The organism is Paenibacillus sp. FSL R7-0179 (genome assembly GCF_038002265.1).
In the GTDB taxonomy this organism is placed as follows: domain Bacteria; phylum Bacillota; class Bacilli; order Paenibacillales; family Paenibacillaceae; genus Paenibacillus_AQ.
The window spans coordinates 1,429,770-1,447,494 of record NZ_JBBOCC010000001.1 but is presented as its reverse complement, the minus strand read 5'-3'; the positions used below and the strand labels follow the sequence as shown (position 1 = coordinate 1,447,494).

The 17,725-nt window shown below is 55.2% G+C and carries 12 protein-coding genes; 6 read left to right on the top strand and 6 right to left on the bottom strand.

The annotated features are described in order from the left end of the window. Positions 1-92: 92 nt before the first annotated feature. From MKX63_RS06410 to MKX63_RS06400, 3 genes are read right to left on the bottom strand one after another with little or no spacing between them, the layout of a single operon-like run. Entirely contained in the window at positions 93-947 is an 855-nt protein-coding gene (locus MKX63_RS06410) for an ABC transporter permease (protein WP_341016006.1), read from the bottom strand. Beyond that, complete coding sequence (locus MKX63_RS06405) at positions 947-1,759, bottom strand: ABC transporter permease (RefSeq protein ID WP_341016005.1); 813 nt, start codon at positions 1,757-1,759, stop codon at positions 947-949. Before MKX63_RS06405 ends, MKX63_RS06410 begins: the two co-directional genes overlap by 1 nt. Positions 1,760-1,761: 2 nt before the next feature. Further along, a complete protein-coding gene (locus tag MKX63_RS06400; protein ID WP_341016003.1) occupies positions 1,762-2,544 on the bottom strand; it encodes an ABC transporter ATP-binding protein in 783 nt (260 codons plus the stop codon). A 735-nt stretch (positions 2,545-3,279) separates the two neighbouring features. Here MKX63_RS06400 and MKX63_RS06395 point away from each other — a divergent pair. From MKX63_RS06395 to MKX63_RS06380, 4 genes are all read left to right on the top strand, one after another. Then, entirely contained in the window at positions 3,280-4,872 is a 1,593-nt protein-coding gene (locus tag MKX63_RS06395; RefSeq protein WP_341016001.1) for a histidine kinase N-terminal 7TM domain-containing diguanylate cyclase, read from the top strand. A 272-nt stretch (positions 4,873-5,144) separates the two neighbouring features. Beyond that, positions 5,145-5,990, top strand: coding sequence for a DUF72 domain-containing protein (locus MKX63_RS06390; protein WP_341015999.1), 846 nt, complete (start codon positions 5,145-5,147; stop codon positions 5,988-5,990). Positions 5,991-6,107: 117 nt separating this feature from the next. Continuing rightward, positions 6,108-7,592 (top strand): alpha-amylase, encoded by a 1,485-nt coding sequence (locus tag MKX63_RS06385; RefSeq protein WP_341015998.1) that lies wholly within the window; start codon positions 6,108-6,110, stop codon positions 7,590-7,592. 366 nt (positions 7,593-7,958) lie between these two features. After that, complete coding sequence (locus MKX63_RS06380; protein ID WP_341015997.1) at positions 7,959-9,365, top strand: transposase; 1,407 nt, start codon at positions 7,959-7,961, stop codon at positions 9,363-9,365. 680 nt (positions 9,366-10,045) lie between these two features. Here the strand turns inward: MKX63_RS06380 and MKX63_RS06375 are convergent. After that, positions 10,046-10,654, bottom strand: coding sequence for a biotin transporter BioY (locus tag MKX63_RS06375; protein ID WP_341015996.1), 609 nt, complete (start codon positions 10,652-10,654; stop codon positions 10,046-10,048). A 255-nt stretch (positions 10,655-10,909) separates the two neighbouring features. Between MKX63_RS06375 and MKX63_RS06370 the strand changes: the two genes are divergently transcribed. Continuing rightward, the gene (locus tag MKX63_RS06370) at positions 10,910-11,692 is read left to right on the top strand and encodes an ATP-binding cassette domain-containing protein (RefSeq protein ID WP_341018540.1); all 783 of its coding nucleotides are present in this window, start codon (positions 10,910-10,912) and stop codon (positions 11,690-11,692) included. After that, entirely contained in the window at positions 11,689-13,509 is a 1,821-nt protein-coding gene (locus MKX63_RS06365; protein ID WP_341015995.1) for an ATP-binding cassette domain-containing protein, read from the top strand. Before MKX63_RS06370 ends, MKX63_RS06365 begins: the two co-directional genes overlap by 4 nt. A 520-nt stretch (positions 13,510-14,029) precedes the next feature. Here the strand turns inward: MKX63_RS06365 and mprF are convergent. Further along, positions 14,030-16,681 (bottom strand): bifunctional lysylphosphatidylglycerol flippase/synthetase MprF, encoded by a 2,652-nt coding sequence (mprF, locus tag MKX63_RS06360; protein ID WP_341018538.1) that lies wholly within the window; start codon positions 16,679-16,681, stop codon positions 14,030-14,032. Between the two features lie 672 nt (positions 16,682-17,353). Continuing rightward, entirely contained in the window at positions 17,354-17,713 is a 360-nt protein-coding gene (locus MKX63_RS06355; RefSeq protein WP_341015994.1) for a FlxA-like family protein, read from the bottom strand. Positions 17,714-17,725: the final 12 nt, after the last annotated feature.

The window sequence follows — 17,725 nt, the reverse complement described above, 5'->3', positions numbered from 1 at the left end:
GTACAAACCGGATGTAACAGTTCCAGGGTTGCGGATATTGCGATTACAGGCCTTGCGATTACGGGTGCAGCGGATACTGCGGGAACTACACACTACGCTCTCCGGGAAGGGTGCCACTTGATAAATACCTTTTCCAGGCGCTCCACGACCAGGTAAAAGATTACTCCGGCAATCGCAGCAAGCACGATGCAGGCCCAGCCCAGCGGCATCTTGGCCACCTTGATGGAATTGGAGAGCAGATAACCCAGCCCCCGCGAGGAAAAGAAGAACTCCCCGACAATCGCCCCGATCATGCTCGCTGTAGCGTTGATCTTCAAGGCAGTGAACACATAAGGCAGACTGTTCTGAATCCGCAGATGACGGAATACCGCCCGCTTGCCAGCCGCATAGGAATGCATCAGGTCCAGCGCCAGCGGGTCCACAGCCGCCATGCCCTTGTAGGCATTGATCGCCATAGCCGCCATCGTGGTCGCGGTCACAATCGCCGCCCGTGAGCCGATGCCGTCTCCGAACCACAGGTTCATGATCGGGGCAAGCGCCACAATGGGCACGGCATTGAGGGCAGCTACCATCGTGAGGCTGCCGCCACCCCAGCGGGGCCAGACCGTAGCAGCCAAGGCAATCAGGAAGCCGCAGCCGGAGCCGATCAGCATACCAAGAACAGCTTCAGTGAGGGTATACCCGGTGTAGGAGAGCAGCAGACTGAGATTGTCCCGCATCGCTTCAGCGATGGCGGAGGGCAGCGGCAGCTGGTATTTCTTCAGATCGAAGATGCGGTGAAAGATCTGAAGCTCCCACAGCAGCAGGAACAAAGCTCCGGCAAGCAGCGGCAGCACGAACCCGGGGTTCAGCCATTTCAGGAATTTCCAAGGGTCTCCGCTGTGTTCTGTATCTGGCGCAATAACGTTGTTAGAGGACGGGAATTCACGAGCCGTATTGCTGTCCATTAGCGGCCGCCTCCTTGGGGACGGAATTCCGGCTGCCATGGGGCTACCAGACGTTCCACCAGACTCATCAGCCAATAGCTGGCCATACCCAGCAGAGCACCGACCAATACCGTGGACCAGAACATATACGTATGGGAAGGTCCGTAATAGAGATTGCGGAGCATAATAACCCCGATCCCGCGCTGCGCACCCATCAGCTCAACCAGAATTGCGCCCGTTACAGCCAGCGGTGCTGCAATCTTCAGCCCGCTGAACAGACCCGGCAGCGCTGCCGGGAAGCGCAGCTTCCAATATACAGCCCACGGCTTAGCGGCATAAGAGTGCATCAGCTCCAGAGCAGAGGGGTCCACACTCCGCAGACCGCGCAGCATATTCAGCGCCACCGGGAAAAAGGTGATATAGCCGGATATGATGATCCTCGACAGCTGCTCATCCCGCACAATTCCGTATATGATCGGTGCCAGTCCCAGAATCGGAATCATCTGCGAAGCAACGGCATACGGGAAGGCAAGCTGCTCTATCGTCCGGGAGAGGCTCATCAGCACGGCCAGCAGCACTCCAGAGAGCGCTCCGATCAGGAAGCCCACCCCAGCATTGCCGAAGGTGGCGCCCCCTTCCCGGAGAAGGGTGCCGCTGTACTGCCACAGGGTGAGCGCCACCTCGTGGACATAAGGCAGCTTGGACTGGGCCAGCGGCGTCTTCGCCACATGCAGCAGCCACCAGGAGACCGCCTCCCACAGCACCAGCAGACCGCAGATCCAGACAAGCAGCGGCAGTGCTCGCCCCCGCATTAACGCACGGTTCAGCTTCATGACTACACCCCTTCGAAGCTGTCGCGGATACGGGCGATCAGCTCGAAGAACTCCGGACTGTTCCTCATGTCCGCCGTACGCGGACGGGGCAACGGAATATCAACAACCGCCGAGAGCCTGCCCGGATGCGGAGACAGGACGAATACCCGGTCCGACAGGAAGATCGATTCGGGAATGCTATGGGTAACGAACACAATCGTGCTCTGTACCTTACTCCAGACAGAGAGCAGCTCCTCATTCAGCCGCTCGCGCGTGAATTCATCCAGCGCCGAGAACGGTTCATCCATGAGCAGAATTTCCGGCTCCATGGAGAGTGCCCGGGCAATGGCTACGCGCTGCTGCATCCCCCCGCTGAGCTGCCAGGGATACTTGTCGGCGAACCCCTGGAGGCCCACGAGATCAAGCAGCTCCAGCGCTTTGTCCTCACGGACCGATTTCTTTACGCCCAGCAGCTCCAGCGGCAGCGTAATATTATGCTTGACCTTCCGCCAGTCATACAGCACCGGACTCTGGAACACAATGCCGTATTTCTGGGCCAGCCGGGCCTCCTTGGCGCTTTTGCCTGCCACCATGATATTCCCTGCCGTTGGTGTGATAAGATCTGCCATCAGCCTCAGCAGTGTAGTCTTTCCGCACCCGGAAGGACCCAGCAGAGAGACGAACTCCCCCTTGGCAATATCAAGACTTACCTGATGCAGGGCCAGCACATCTGCCGTCTCCGTCTGATAACGCATTTCGACATGCTCCAGCTGTATTTCAGGAATTGTTGCTGCTACTAGTGACATCTCCAGTCCCCCTCCATCCCTGAATCTATTTAATGTTAATTAACATAACATAATCATCTTAATCTCTGTACTCATTCTTATTTCATGTAGGATTATTTAACATGTTACACGTTGCCCGGGAATCCCACATTAGACAAAGCGTAAGATTGAGGCTGTGAAATTCCGTCACTTTGTCTAAGGGGCCGCTTACAGTGTAAATAATAGAACAGATTGCCGATAAAAATAGTAATCACATGTAGAAGCGGCTTTGCTGTCCTCACAGGGAAGGTACCGTTTTAACGTGAAACAGAAGGATACGTGTTCGCGTGAAACATATACATTCGGACCATGGGCCCACGCCGCGCCGAATGTGATCGGTTTTTCGATTACATTTGGACCACGCGCCCACGCCGCGCCGAATGTGATCGGTTTTTCGATTACATTTGGACCACGCGCCCATGCCGCGCCGAATGTGATCGGTTTTTCGATTACATTTGGACCACGCGCCTACGCCGCGCCGAATGTGATCGGTTTTTCGATTACATTTGGACCACGCGCCTACGCCGCGCCGAATGTGATCGGTTTTTCGCATACATTCTATGTTGCTCGCGTCTCTCCCACAGCCGCACCAGTCCGAGCCCTGGGATGCATCCTCTTAATTCGGATGTGTGCTTTTTCTTTACTTGCATTTCATTTTGTGTCCAGGAGACTATTCACAATGTCCAATGCTTATCCCAACCCATGGAGGCACGCCCCATGGCATCTATGATTTCCAACTACATTATTATCGTTTCGATTTCCGGTGTGCTGAACGCCTTGCTCGCCCTGTTTGCTTTTTACAGGAAGACTGACTTCTCGGGTCTGCGCGCATTCATCGTCAGCTCCGCCGCCTCGGCGGTATACACATTCGCCTTTGCGCTTGAGCTCTCCGGGAACTCGATGGAACAGATTAAGTTCTGGATCAAGCTGGAGTATCTCGGAATGCCGTACATCGCACCTTCCAGTCTGCTGATGATCATGCATTTCGTGGGCTTAGAGAAGCTGATCTCCCGGAAAATGCTGGTCCTCCTCTACTCCGTCCCCGTGATCTCCACGGTGCTTGTCTGGACCAACGACTCCCATCACCTGTTCTATAAGTCTATCTACTTCCGGGGAGATGCACCTACACCGCTGGTGGATATCGTCATGGGACCCTGGTATATCGTGCAGGGCAGTCTGACCTTTGGCTGTATGCTGGCAGGTATGTGCCTGATCCTCTGGCGCTGGGGACGGATGCGGCGGGCTTACCTGCGGCAGATGCTGATTATTTTTGTCGGACAATTCCTGCCTGCGCTGGGGGCCTTCCTCTATCTGATGGACCTGACCCCGTATGGAACAGACCCTGTTCCCGTAGTGATGAGCGTAACCTCGTCCCTGTATATATGGGCCATTCTGTCCAGAGGGATGCTGACCGCCGCACCGATTGCCCGCGAGAATCTGTTCGAGAGCATGCGCGACGGTGTATTGGTCACAGACCTCTCCGACAAGCTGGTGGACTACAACCGGGCTGCTGCCGAGATGCTTGAGGATCTGGATGCCGCCGCTATCGGACGCCCGCTAGCCCAGCTCTTCCTGCCTGCCGGCAAGGAGGCGGTCGATTATGTAATGAATTCCAATCCGCAGATTAGCGAGGAGCAGGAGCTGGTATGGCATTCCGGCGAAGAAGTCCGCTATTACCAGGTCCGTTCCTCCCCGGTGCAAAAGCATGACGGCCATCTGGCCGGGCGGATGATCATGCTGATCGATGTTACCGAACGCACCCTGCTCCAGGAAAAGCTGCTGCAGCTCGCCACCATCGACAGCCTGACCGGCATCTACAACCGGACCCACTTCATGGAGCTGAGCCGCGAGCGGCTGAAGGAAGCTGCCGGCTCAGCCGCCCCCTTTTCGGTCATCCTGCTGGATATCGATTTCTTCAAGAGCATTAACGACCGCTACGGGCACCATCACGGGGATATGGCCTTGCAGCATGTAGTAAGCGTATGCCGTCAGCATGTCCGGGAGGGGGATGTCTTCGGACGGTACGGAGGCGAGGAATTCGTCTTAAGCCTGCCGGGAGCCTCCTTGAAGGAAGCGGCCCTGATCTCTGAGCGCATCCGCAGGGACATCGAGCACAGCACCTTCTCCACCTTCACAGGAACAATTAAAATCACAGCCAGCTTCGGCGTGACCGAAGCCCTCGGCCGTTCGATCTCACTGGAGGAGCTGCTCTCAGAAGCAGACCATGCCCTCTACTCCTCCAAGCGGAACGGCCGCAATAGCGTTCATCTGTATGGCGTCTCCTCCATCACCCGCTTCAAGCCCATGTGATGGAGGCAAGCCCTCTTTTCCTGCCCCGCGCGGCACCTCCCGCTTCCCCTGCGCATATCAAGTAGAAAGAATAAATAACACCCGCCGGGTATATCCGCCTGCTCTTTTGGTGATACCAGCTTCCATAGCCCTTTTCCCTCCAGTTCCTTCCTGTTTCTGCACTGATTTCAGTCACTCCTGTTCTCCTGTTGTTTGCATTGGCGGGTTTTCAGTTTAATAAGAGTTAGCCGATCCGTTCGGTCTTCATTCCGTAGTTGCGAGGGGGAGGGACTATGATCAAGATTGGGCTGACCGGCTTCGGAGACCATGAGGAGCTGTACGGCAAAATCAAACCCGCCGACCGCCTGCCCGCCTACAGCGCCCATTTTCCCATTGTGGAGATTGACAGCTCCTTCTATGCGGTTCAGCCGGTCCGAAATTACGAGAAGTGGGTACGTCAGACGCCAGAAGCATTCCAATTCATTGTGAAGGCTTACCAGGGAATGACCGGACATCTGCGGGGGAAAAAGAACTACTACGATACGCCGGAGGAGATGTACCGTGCCTTCCATACCTCTATCGCCCCTGTCCGTTCAGCGGGGAAGCTGGCGATGGCCCTGTTTCAATTCCCGCCCTGGTTCGACTGCACCAAGGACAACGTGAATTTCCTGCGTGAGGCGAAGGAGCGGCTATTGGATGTGCCCGCTGCCATCGAATTCCGTAATGATTCCTGGTACAACCCTGAGATGCGTGAACGGACCCTCCGGTTCCTGGAGCAGGAAGGCTGGATTCATACGATAGCCGACGAGCCGCAGGCTGGCTCCGGCTCCATCCCGATTGTCCCTGTCGCCACCCGGCCCGATCTCACCTACGTGCGGCTGCACGGGCGCAACACCGCAGGCTGGAATCAGAGCAGCCACCCGGACTGGCGCAAGCTCCGCTATCTCTACTGCTACAGCACCGGGGAATTGACGCAGTGGCGGGACCGGCTGCTGGAGCTTGAACAGACCTGTAAGAATATTTACGTGGTATTTAATAATAATTCTGCCGGGGATGCCACTCCTAATGCTCTGGAGCTGCAATCGCTGCTCGGGATCGACGGCGGACTGGCCCCGCGCCAGCTGGACTTGTTCACCTGATGTACAGAGGTCTACATATCTCTCTTCTACTCCTTGCTTAGGTGCCAGCATTAGCAGAATCTCCAGATCAGGATAACCGCCGGAGTCGTCTTACACATGTAAAGGAGGCCTACTAATATGAAGAGAAATCATACAATGATGCAGTTTTTTGAATGGCATGTCGCGGCGGATGGACAACACTGGAAGCGTCTTGCCCAGATGGCCCCGGAACTGAAGGCGGCGGGAATGGATGCGGTGTGGGTCCCCCCTGTTACCAAAGCCGTCTCCCCCGAAGATACCGGCTATGGGGTCTACGATCTCTACGACCTTGGTGAATTCGATCAAAAGGGCGACGTGCGCACGAAATACGGTACCAAGCAGGAGTTAATCGACGCAATTGCCGAGTGCCTGAAGAACGGCATTGCAGTCTACGTGGATCTGGTCATGAACCATAAAGCCGGAGCGGATGAGACGGAGGTCTTTGAGGTCATTGAGGTGGACCCGAACGACCGCACCAAGGATATCTCCGAGCCGTTCGAGATTGAAGGCTGGACCAAATTCGATTTCCCTGGGCGCGGGGATGAGTACTCCAGCTTCAAGTGGAATCATACTCACTTCAACGGGACCGATTTCGATGCCAAGGAAGGCCGCAGCGGCGTCTTCCGGATTGACGGCACGAATAAAGGCTGGAATGAGAATGTGGATACCGAATTCGGCAACTACGACTATCTGATGTTCGCCAACATCGATTACCTCAATGCAGATGTGAAGCAGGAAATGCTGAACTGGGGCAAATGGCTGGTCGATACGCTGCAATGCAGCGGATACCGGCTGGATGCGATCAAGCATATCAACCACGAGTTCATCAAGGAATTCGCCATGGAGATGAAAAAGAAACGCGGCGAGGATTTCTACATCGTCGGTGAATTCTGGAACTCCAATCTGGAAGCCTGCCGCGAATTCCTGAACACTGTCGATTACCAGATCGATCTGTTCGATGTCTCTCTTCATTACAAGCTGTACTCCGCTGCACTGGCAGGCCGGGACTTTGACCTGACGCATATCTTCGACGATACACTGGTCCAGACACATCCCGCGAATGCTGTCACCTTCGTTGACAATCACGATTCCCAGCCTCATGAGGCGCTGGAATCCTGGGTAGGCGACTGGTTCAAGCAAAGTGCCTACGCCCTGATTCTGCTGCGGCGCGACGGATATCCCGTGGTCTTCTACGGGGATTATTACGGCATCGGCGGCCCTGCCCCGATGGAAGGCAAGAAGGACGCCATCGATCCTCTGCTCTGCGCCCGCTATACCAAGGCCTACGGAGAGCAGGACGATTACTTCGACCATCCGAACACCATCGGCTGGGTCCGGCGCGGCGTTCAGGAGATCGAAGGCTCCGGCTGCGCTGTAGTCATCTCCAACGGAGACAACGGAGAGAAGCGGATGTTCGTGGGCGAAGCGCGCAGCGGAGAGATATGGGAGGACTTCACCCATAACCGCGGGGAGTCCGTCACTATCGGCGAAGACGGCTGGGCCGTATTCCCGGTGAACGGCGGGAGCGTGTCCGTCTGGGCGCTGCCCGAACCGAAGCCGGCCGATGCCTGCGCGGAGGAGTAAGCTTGTAGAAATGACGAATGCCGTCCCTGTTGTTAGGGGGCGGCATTGTTTTATAGGTTAGAGGTGACTCGGGGTGGAGTCAAGGGCACTAGTAGACCTTCAAAGTTAATGAAGTGATCTCCTTCCATAAATGTAGTAAGGGATGAAGCTGCGTTCGTAGCGAAAAACAGGTATAAGTGTATTCTGGAGACAATTTCATAATTCAAAACCCTTGCTATACCTGGTTTTTTTGAGCATAGAAAAAGGAGTACCTCCCCAAATTCTCGAAGTTATAGGTGACGAAACCAACACCCGAGAAGAAAAGAGGTAATCCCTATCTATTCTATTCGACAAGAAGAACTGTTTTCCTTTGAGGAATTGCTCCAGATGGCTCCGGAAGATAAATATAGCCAAATCTTTGAACACTTACATTTAGCTCCAGTTCTGTTCGCACTGCGGAAAAAGAGCCACCGTGGACGGCCTGAAAAACTAAACGTACCTGCCATGATCTACTCGCTGCTGATTGCCAAAATGGAGAACATCGAGTTTGTCTCTGCCTTGGTCCGGCGATTGAATCATAGCCACGAATTTCGAGTCCAGTGCCGGTTTACGGGCTCGGACAATATTCCCAGTCAGGCCTCCTATTCTCGTTTGATTCATGCCCTAGCGCAAACGGGAATGCTGGAACAACTTCAGGATCGCCTAGTCACCTCTGCCCTAGAAGAAGGTTTTGTGAGCGGCACCCATCTGGCTGTGGATTCCTCGATGGTTGAGGCATGGGATTGCCAATTTAGCGAATCAGCCTCCAAGCGTCGTGCGGCTCGCCGGGAGCAAAAGAAAGGCGAAGCTCCGGTGGCCGAACAGCTTCAGCTCGAACATCAAGAGCCTGAGCCGAAGGCGGTGAACGCGCCGCTGAAGAAACCCAGGTACAGCAAGCCAGGTCGTCCATCCCAGGCCGAAAAGGAACGTCGGCGCGAGGAAATGGAAGCCTATGAACAAAGTCTCGGACCGTTCCAGAAAACCATTGAAGCGATGTTGCCGTACACGTACGATGAACTGCTGACCGAGTTGCCCCGGCATGCTGCGCGTTGTGATAAGAAAAATACGAAGGGCCGAATGACCAGCTATTACGGGTTCAAGGCGAATCTGCTAGTCGACACGGACAGCCAGTATATCCTCAGTGGGCTCTTTAGTTCGGCCAATCCGAATGACCAGCGTATGGCGGTCGTCCTTCTCAAAGGCCTGCTCCTAAAGTTTCCGATGCTAAAGGTCAAGCATATCTTGGGCGACAAAGGCTACGACTGCGCGGCAATCTACCAGTTGATTCATACGCTCGGCGCCTATCCTGCGATTTCCCTGATTCACCATAAAGACCCGCCTGCAGGAATGAATCTGGATTACACGCCGGTGTGCGCTCAAGGACATACGTACCGTTACGACAGTTTTGATGCCAAGTATGAGACCCTGAAGTACACCCGGCCTAGCGAATGCAAAGGCTGTGAGCTTTCCGGTTCCGATTGCCAAAAAGTGTTTAAAATTCGCATGCAAACGGATTTGCGGTTGCACACTTATCCCGCCAGAGGTAGCGAAAGTTTTACCACCCTGTACAACAAGCGGACGGCCGTGGAGCGTGTGTTTGCCTATCTCAAAGAGTATTTCGGGATGAAACGCACACGTCACCGGGGTGTCCGGGCAAGTGTCGATTTCCAGCTCAGTACGCTCGCGTACAATTTGAGTAAGTTTGCATTAGACAAATTGAATCAGCAGTTGAGAGACTCCCAGCAAGTGGCCTGATTTTTTTAAAAAATATGACCTTAGATTTTGGACCAATCTTGCTTTTCAGTAAACTGAATTATGAAATTGACTCTTCTGTGCAACTAAAAACAGTGAAACGGGTGGACTTCCTCTTCTAATTGTAGTCTGTACAACTAAATATGCCCGGATTGGCGAAAATTCAGGTATAGAGACATTTTAATTGCACGAACTACATCTAAACGGAGATTTGGCGGCACATCGGACGATTTAGTTGTACGAATTACAATTAAGCCTACTCTTGCACCTTAATCGGGGCGAGGTAAACCCTCAGCAAGCCATTAGTTAAAGTATTTCTCACACGTTTAGATCCGATGAGCTACTGTGCTCCGTTTCACCTACGACTTCCTTGCTTCCGCAATCAATCTCCCATTTTACCCACATATTATCCACAAAAGAAATATATTACTCTCTATGAACCAAAACATGTTACTCATTTACTCATCCGGCCCACTCCGAGCTCAGCAAACGGGATTTATCCCCGATGTTATCCACATTTTATCCACAACCTGCATAACAACTGATGAATGCCTACAGAATTCCTATTGTGAATAACGCAAAATAGGCGAATCCACGCCGCAGGGGCTATGAATTCGCCTGTTTATGCTGTGCAAGACATAGCTTGCAGTTAGCATTTACATTTATTAGTGAACAGCTTGTGGCTAGCGGCTTGTGGTTGTGTTGTCCCCGTCAGCCCAAACGCCTGTGTCATGGTTCAGAATACGTTCGATCGGATATACCTTCCATACCGCTGTTACTACAGCCGAACACAGGACTGCTTTGAGCAGGTCGCCCGGAAGAAACGGCCACATGCCAGCCGTCAGTGCCTTGCCGAGTGTATCCATGCCTGTAGAATAGGCAAGCCAGCCCACACCGCCCGGATAAACTAACAGTGCCCCGAAGATGAAGTTAGCCGCCATCAGCTTCACAAAGGTGTATTTGTCCTGCCTAATGCGTTCGGCGAAAAAGCCAATCAGCCAGGCCACGAACGGCCAGGAGAATATATATCCGGCGGTAGGGCCAACCAGGACCGCTAATCCTCCGCTTCCGCCCATCACCTGGAACCCGGCAGCGGCAAGTCCGATTACGATTAGTACTGCAAGTGCCCCGTATCGGGCCCCAAGAATAGAACCAGCCAGCATTACCGCGAGGGTCTGCATGGTGATGGGTACCGTGGAGAAGGGCAGCGAGATTTTCAAATAACTCAAAGCTATCATGACAGCGGCAAATAAAGCACTGAATATCAGGCCGCGGGTTGTCCATTTCTTCATGGCCGGGAGGTTCCCCCTTTTTTTAAAAATATGAGAATTTATATGTTTCACGCTACAAATTATCCTTCTATTTCCCGCCAAAACGGTACCGTCCTTCAAAAGGACGGCAAAGCCGTTTCCACTTGGCATCACTATATCATCCCCCTCCAGATACATCAATCCTGAAATCTTTGTTATAATGGGTAGCAATTGTTGACTAGAGCTGGACGGAAAGCAGGCATGAGGATGATCAGGGCGCATAATATAAGCTTGTCCGTGCGGGAGGGTCAGCATCGCCGTACGGTATTGCAAGGGATTAATATTCATATAATGCCTGGGGAATGGGTAGCGATAACGGGAGCCAACGGCTGCGGCAAAACCTCGCTCATCCGCTCCTTCAACGGACTGAACACCCCCTCCGGCGGCAGTCTGTCCGTGGCCGGACTGGACCTGCGCCTGCCGGAGAACCGGACGGTTGTGAAGCAACGTGTACAGCTTGTATTTCAGAATCCCGAAGCACAGACGGTGGGCTCCACCCCCTTCGAGGATATCGCCTTCGGGCTGGAGAACCGGGGACTGGAACGGGAGCGGATGATTGCACGAATCCATGAGATTCTACAGCAGGTAGGGCTAAGCCATAAAGCAGAAGCAGAGGTATCCACGCTGTCCGGTGGAGAGCGCCAGCGCCTGGCGGTAGGCAGCTGCCTGGCACTGGAAGCTGAAATGATGATCTTCGATGAGGCCACCTCGATGCTGGACCCTGAGGGGAGATCGGATATTATGGAGCTGGCTCAGGGGCTATGGCAGACGGGCACTACCATCCTCTGGGTCACGCAGCGGATGGAGGAACTGGCCGCAAGCCCGCGCATTGCGGTGCTGGGCGAGGGACAGCTGCTCTATGACGGCAGCCCGCGCAGCCTGTTCTATACCTCAGAGCTGCCGGAGACCCTCGGCTGGCTTCCTTCTCCGGCCGTCCGGGTCGGGAAGCTGCTGCTGAAGCAGGGCTGGCCGCTTCATCTGCTGCCGCTGACCGGGCAGGATCTGGAGGAGCTGCTATGAGAATTCATACGGAACAGCTCTCATTCTGCTATGTAGGCGGCAGGCCAACGGTTCAGGATATCTCTCTGGATATCCCTACAGGTACACTGACCATCCTCTGCGGAGTGAACGGGAGCGGCAAGTCTACGCTACTACGTCTGCTCGCGGGTCTTGCACAGCCCTCCTCCGGGCAGATACTATACAATCACGGGAAGAAGCCGGACTACAAGAACCCTGAAGCAGTATCCATGGTATTCCAGCAGCCGGAGACGCAGCTGTTCGCGGGTACGGTGCATAAAGATATTGAATATGGCCTGATAGAGCGCAGGGTGTCCAAGGAGAAGCGGACGGAGATCATCGCCAGCGCCCTGGCGAAGACCGGGCTGGCTTATGATGAATTCGCCGGGCGTTCGCCCTTTCTGCTTAGCGGAGGGGAGAAACGGCGCGTATGTATTGCAGGAGCCCTGGCCGTACAGCCCGGGCTCCTGATTCTGGATGAGCCGACCGCAGGGCTGGACCCGCAGGCGGAACAGGCACTGCTCGAAATGGTGCAGGAGCTGCGTAGCAGCGGCCTGACCTTGATCATCGGCACCCACGATCTGGACAGCTTCCTGCCGGTTGCCGACAAGGTCATCGTGATGAAGCAGGGGGCTATCCATTATGACGGTCCTGCTCCGGCATTGACTGCCGATCCCGGCCTGCTGGCAGACGCCGGACTCACGCTCCCCGTCTATGCCTCCATGGGACGCAGAGCAGTGCAGCATGGCCTGCTGGAAGCAGTCCCGGATAGTCTGGAGGAGCTGCTGACCGCATTGGAAAAGCACCCGCTGCCTATCCCGCAGATGGACAAACGGCAGGCAGGCGATGTAGCCGCTGCGGGCAGAGGCGCCATATGGCCCGGCAGCCCGAACGGCAGCGCAAGCGAACACGGAACGCAGCATGGCAACGCCAGCGAACACAGTGCGCAATACAGCACAGTAGAGATCCGGCACCGGGAACATTCCCCTCAAGCCACCGGAGCGGAGACGGCCCAGGCGATCATCAAGCCCGGCAACCCGAGACAGGAGCCGACTCCTCCCCGCAGGCCCGGCTGGCAAGCTGTTGATCCCCGGGCCAAATGGCTGGGGATGATTCTCGGATCGCTGGTTCTGTTAGGGATGCACACTCTGCTTCCGCTGCTGCTTACCGCCGGGCTACTGGCCGGGCTCGCGGCTTCGGCCCGTATCTCCTGGCGCCGGGCCTTCCGCTTCTTCCGCCCGTTCCTGCTAATGTTCCTGTTCCTCTGGCTGCTGTCCGGGCTTAGCTGGAGCGCTCCCGACTTCGCACTCGGGCCGCTCAGCTTCAGCTATGCAGGACTAATGCGCGGGGGAATCAGCGTGCTGCGCTTCCTGCTTCTGATTGCCCTGGGCTTCCTGTTCACCGAGACAACCACCGGCGCCCCCTTGCGCGAGGGGCTGGAATGGGGCATCGCTCCGCTGCGGACCCTGGGCATCCGCACTCGTAACTGGTCGCTTGCCGTATCCGTGACCCTGCAGTTCGTGCCGTGGATTCTCGGCAAGCTGGCCCAGCTGCAGCTTGCGCTGGGCTCACGCGGAAGACGCGCACGCGGAGTGGCCCGCTGGTCCCCGAGGCAGATCGCCCTAATCATCGTGCCTCTGCTGATCCTTGTCCTGGGCATGGGCGACGAGCTGGCGACAGCCGTAGAATCACGGGGGTATGATCCCGCCAAGCAGCGGACTCCCGTCTATCAGCTCCGCTGGAGCAGGCGCGATACACTGGCAGCGCTAGGTATTCTGGCGGCCGCAGCCATGCTGTGGTGGTTAGCGCGGATTAGCTGAGCGGATGCAGAGCGAGTCCGCGAACAAAATCACTTTAGCGGATGGATCATGCAGAAACAGTTACCACCACCTTCCCCATCGCCCGTTTGTGGGAGATCCCTCACATCAGCCCAATGTATGCTGTTTTTGGCATACATGGGCCCGTGCGTCTGCGCGGCAGCACATTGTATGCTGTTTTTGGCATACATTGGCCCGTGCGTCTGCGCGGCAGCACATTGTATGCTGTTTTTGGCATACATTCGGCCCGTGCGCCTGCGCGGTAGAACATTGTATGCTGTTTTTCGCATACATTCCAAACTCCTCATTCGTATGATTGAAATAGTGCTTATCCCTTACCCTATGCGTACACTTGCCCATCACAGACGGAAATCATAAATTCCAAAAAAACAACAAAATGCCGCTCTCCAGCTTTCGGAGAAGGGCGGCATTTGTTTGAACGGATGCATTTTTATATGCTTGTCTAACTTTTCATTATGCACAACACTCTGAACACTCCAGGATACCTTCCAGTATGAAGAGCTCACTCCTCCTCCGGATGCCTGGAGACCAGCCTCACCAGATCCAGGGTCAAGAGAGGGAGAGTCACAGCAGCGGGATAGGCCAGATACCGCGGCTCCCATACCGGGTTGAACTTCTCCTTATACCGGCGCAGACCGGAAAAGCCGTACCAATGGCCGCCGCGTTCAAAAACAAGCCGGGCAAGCTTCTCCTCCCTCAGCGCTCCAAAACGGCCCCCGACATTGGACAGCGGGGCAGACCCGAGATTGAAGCTTTTGTATCCGCGCGCTTTCGCCCATTCCAGCAGACACAGGAACAGGTAATCCATAGTCCCGTTCGGGGTATCCTTGTGATGGCGCATCAGATCCACCGAGACGCTCTTCTGCCCGTCATAGCCAGGAGCCATGGAGGCGAAGGCCAGCAGATGGCCCTCTGGTCCGCGCAGCAGTGCCAGCGGTGCGAGCTGGAGATACGACTCGCTGAACCAGCCCAGCGAGTAGCCTTTTTCCATCCGCCCGGCCAGCCATTCCTCTGACAACAGGCGAAGCTCCTGCAGCAGCTCCTTCGAATGCTCTGCCTCTGTGATCTCGAAACGGTAGCCCTCGCGCTCGAACCGCCCCTTCACATTACGCAGGCTGGCGTTCCGCGAACCGCTAATGCCGAAGTCCGCCAGCGGGACAAGCGCTTCTTCCCCCAGCTTGAAGAACCGGTAGCCCTGCTCATGATAGAGCGGAAGATGCGCCGGGGTCGCCTGATAGAAGACTACAGATAGGCCATATAAGTCCGCAGCCTGCCTGAACTCACTGATTCCATTGTTAAGGAGATCCATCGGCCCCAGCGGGTCACCCAGTACCACCAGCTTGTCCCGGACTCTGGCGAAGGCGAACAGCACCCGGCCTTCCTGAGCCCAATAGAAGCTTTTATCGCCGAGGAACAGCATGTGGCTTAAGGCATTGCCCCAGCCTTCCGAGAGAAAGCGCTCCAGACGCACCATATCCTTATCCGCGAGAAGCGTATCTGCCTTGTGCTGCGGCCTGAGGGCTACAAGCATCGTCAGCAGCAGCCAGGAGACAATCAACCCGCCGGCTGCCGTGGCCGCCACATTACTGTGCTGCCGCAGCCATTCCGGCTGGATGCCGGGCGGGAGATGCTTCAGGAAGCCGTGATGGGTATAACTCGCCAGCCCGTAATAGCTGAGGGCTACAACGGAAGTCAGGAGCAGCCACCATAAGGTGCTTTTGGCGCTAAACGGAACACTGATCCGGTAGAACCGGCTTCGCGAGATCCAGAGAATCATCGCAACCACCAGGAGGAACAGGGCCTCCTCGTAGTCAAACCCCTTTGTGAATGCAAAGACCGCCCCGCTGAGCAGCAGCAGGCTAGTCCAGACGTATGCCCTGCGGACACGCAGGGAGATCCCGCGCGACAGCAGAATCAGCATAAAGCCGATTACCACGGACAGATGGTGCGAGATCTGCATCACGGGCAGCGACAGCAGTTCCTCTGTCACCTTCAGCCTGTAGAGCAGCTCAGGCGTAGCTGCGGACAGCAGCAGAAGCAGACCGCTGGCCAGGACCAGTTTGCCGAGCGCCCATACCCCCAGATCACTGAGGAAGGTGTACTGGCCGGGCCAGCCCCATACTTTTTGCCAAACCGTCAGAGGGGCTTCCACTCTGTCGCCGCTGCGTTCAGCACCCTTCGTACCCGGCAATCCGAACTCCAGCGCAGCCAGCACCAGCCCGAGCAGCCAGGGGATAATGTAATAGAATAATCTGTAGATGACCAGGACTGCCATAGCATGGTCGCTCTTGATGCCTAGCTGGGTAAGCCCGAGCAGCGCAATCAGATCGAACGCACCGATGCCGCCGGGAGCCATACTTAGAATTCCCGCTATCGCAGCCACTACATAGATACTGAAAACGGTGAGAAACGGAGCACTTCCGAGCATCTCACCGGCAATGAACCAGAAGGTCAGCCCGGCGAACACCCATTCCAGGAAGGAGGCACCCACAGAAGCAACCACAGTAGGCCAGGCGGTTCGCCCCTCACCCCGGTTGATCCATTTGGCGAAGAGCGCAGAGCGCTGGAGGAGTACAAAGAACGGCAGATACAGCGCTATCCCCCAGACTGCAAAACCCAGCCAGCGATGCGCCTCCAGCAGCCGGTCAGCCGGTAGAAGCCCGGTGATCGTCCCCCACCCGAGCAGCGACAGCCCCGTAATCATAAGTGGTGACAGAAACACAATAGCCGGCGCGAGCAAGGACGCAGGTACACTGCTCCTCTTATAGAGCAGCGTTCTAAGGCCCGCACCAGCCAGACCGGCGAATCCGATCATATTATTGAATGTATTGGCAATCCAAGCATAACGGAAGGTCCGCAGCCAGCCGATCTGCAGGCGGAAATGCCGCCGGATCAAATAATCATACGTACTCATAACCGCCACCGACAGCAGTGATATTCCCAGCATCTGCATAATAGAGGGCACGGGAACGGATTTCAGATCACGGATGATTTTGCCTAAGTGAATCTGCTTCAGCTCATGCTGCCCCTCCAGATAGACAAGCCCGATAATCAGCAGCGGAAAAAGCGCCCGCACCGCCTTAATCCGGTAAATGGATATCAGCAGCCGTACGATTTTGAAGCGTTCCAATTTATTTTTGATTACAGTATGCATGACTTCACCTGTCCTCACTGCCGAACGCTCTTGTTGCCTGAACATATTCAGCCCTCTTCATACGAACCCATTATAACAAGATCCGCAGCAGAACTCCCGTATAATGGTCACACGCTTACAAGAGTTAGACGGCCGGCGGAGGGTTAGTCCCTGCAGCAGAATTGATATTTATTCAGTGATGGTGAGAAGCATATCCCTCTATATTTTCAGCACAAAATCACCCTAACGGGTGAAGGATGTTGGCGCCTCATCGCATTCTGGTAGCATACATCCAGCCCATATTTTTTCTCTCTCACCGACCGCTTGCATAGAGCATTGTTGCATATTTTGCAGGGTTTCTCTATTAAGGTTACTGTATGCGGGTACAATGTTGCATTATTTGCACAAATTCCGGTGCAGAAAGCAAGTTAGCGGCTGACGTTGTTGCACTTCGTGCAGGATTTCGACATATACCGCTCCTGTTGGGCTGTATTGTTGCACTACTTACAGGATTTCTCTAAAAATGTTAATACAAAAGAAGAAAATCATAATTTCCTATACAAGATAAAAGCACCCGGACTGCGATTAGTCCGGGTGCTTTTATCATTGTGCCGAGGGTTGTCATCTCCTGACAGAGGGCCTGCCACCACGGCAATGGCGGCTCTCTCCAGAGACATACTGTTCTAGTTGAGGCTATACTCTAATATCGAATCTCCCTGCGCTGTCGGTGGTTGCATTAGCAATCTCCTGAACGGATGCTGCTGCCAGCTTATTGTTCCCGGCAGGCTTGTCCAGAGACGCAGCAGCGCTGTTGGCAGAAGCGGAGCTGCCCGCAGCCTGTGACTTCTGGGCAATTTGCGCTTCGATCTGCTTGATCTGCTGTTCCAGCTGCTTGGTTTGCGTTTCTTTGGCTTGCTCCTTGTCCTGGCTTGCGCTTACTTTCTCAAGCTCAGCTTCCAGCTTCGCCTTCTGCTTCTCAAGTGCAGCGGTATCGCTGGCGCTGGAGGAGGTATAAGTTACGGATGCTGAAGCGGCTACGGATGAGACATTCATGGGCGGTCCCTC

Bases quoted from the DNA above. Each gene is read 5' to 3' on its own strand.
- MKX63_RS06410 (WP_341016006.1), bottom strand. From the start codon at position 947: ATGGACAGCAATACGGCTCGTGAATTCCCGTCCTCTAACAACGTTATT.
- MKX63_RS06405 (WP_341016005.1), bottom strand. From the start codon at position 1,759: ATGAAGCTGAACCGTGCGTTAATGCGGGGGCGAGCACTGCCGCTGCTT.
- MKX63_RS06400 (WP_341016003.1), bottom strand. From the start codon at position 2,544: ATGTCACTAGTAGCAGCAACAATTCCTGAAATACAGCTGGAGCATGTC.
- MKX63_RS06395 (WP_341016001.1), top strand. From the start codon at position 3,280: ATGGCATCTATGATTTCCAACTACATTATTATCGTTTCGATTTCCGGT.
- MKX63_RS06390 (WP_341015999.1), top strand. From the start codon at position 5,145: ATGATCAAGATTGGGCTGACCGGCTTCGGAGACCATGAGGAGCTGTAC.
- MKX63_RS06385 (WP_341015998.1), top strand. From the start codon at position 6,108: ATGAAGAGAAATCATACAATGATGCAGTTTTTTGAATGGCATGTCGCG.
- MKX63_RS06380 (WP_341015997.1), top strand. From the start codon at position 7,959: ATGGCTCCGGAAGATAAATATAGCCAAATCTTTGAACACTTACATTTA.
- MKX63_RS06375 (WP_341015996.1), bottom strand. From the start codon at position 10,654: ATGAAGAAATGGACAACCCGCGGCCTGATATTCAGTGCTTTATTTGCC.
- MKX63_RS06365 (WP_341015995.1), top strand. From the start codon at position 11,689: ATGAGAATTCATACGGAACAGCTCTCATTCTGCTATGTAGGCGGCAGG.
- mprF (WP_341018538.1), bottom strand. From the start codon at position 16,681: ATGCATACTGTAATCAAAAATAAATTGGAACGCTTCAAAATCGTACGG.
- MKX63_RS06355 (WP_341015994.1), bottom strand. From the start codon at position 17,713: ATGAATGTCTCATCCGTAGCCGCTTCAGCATCCGTAACTTATACCTCC.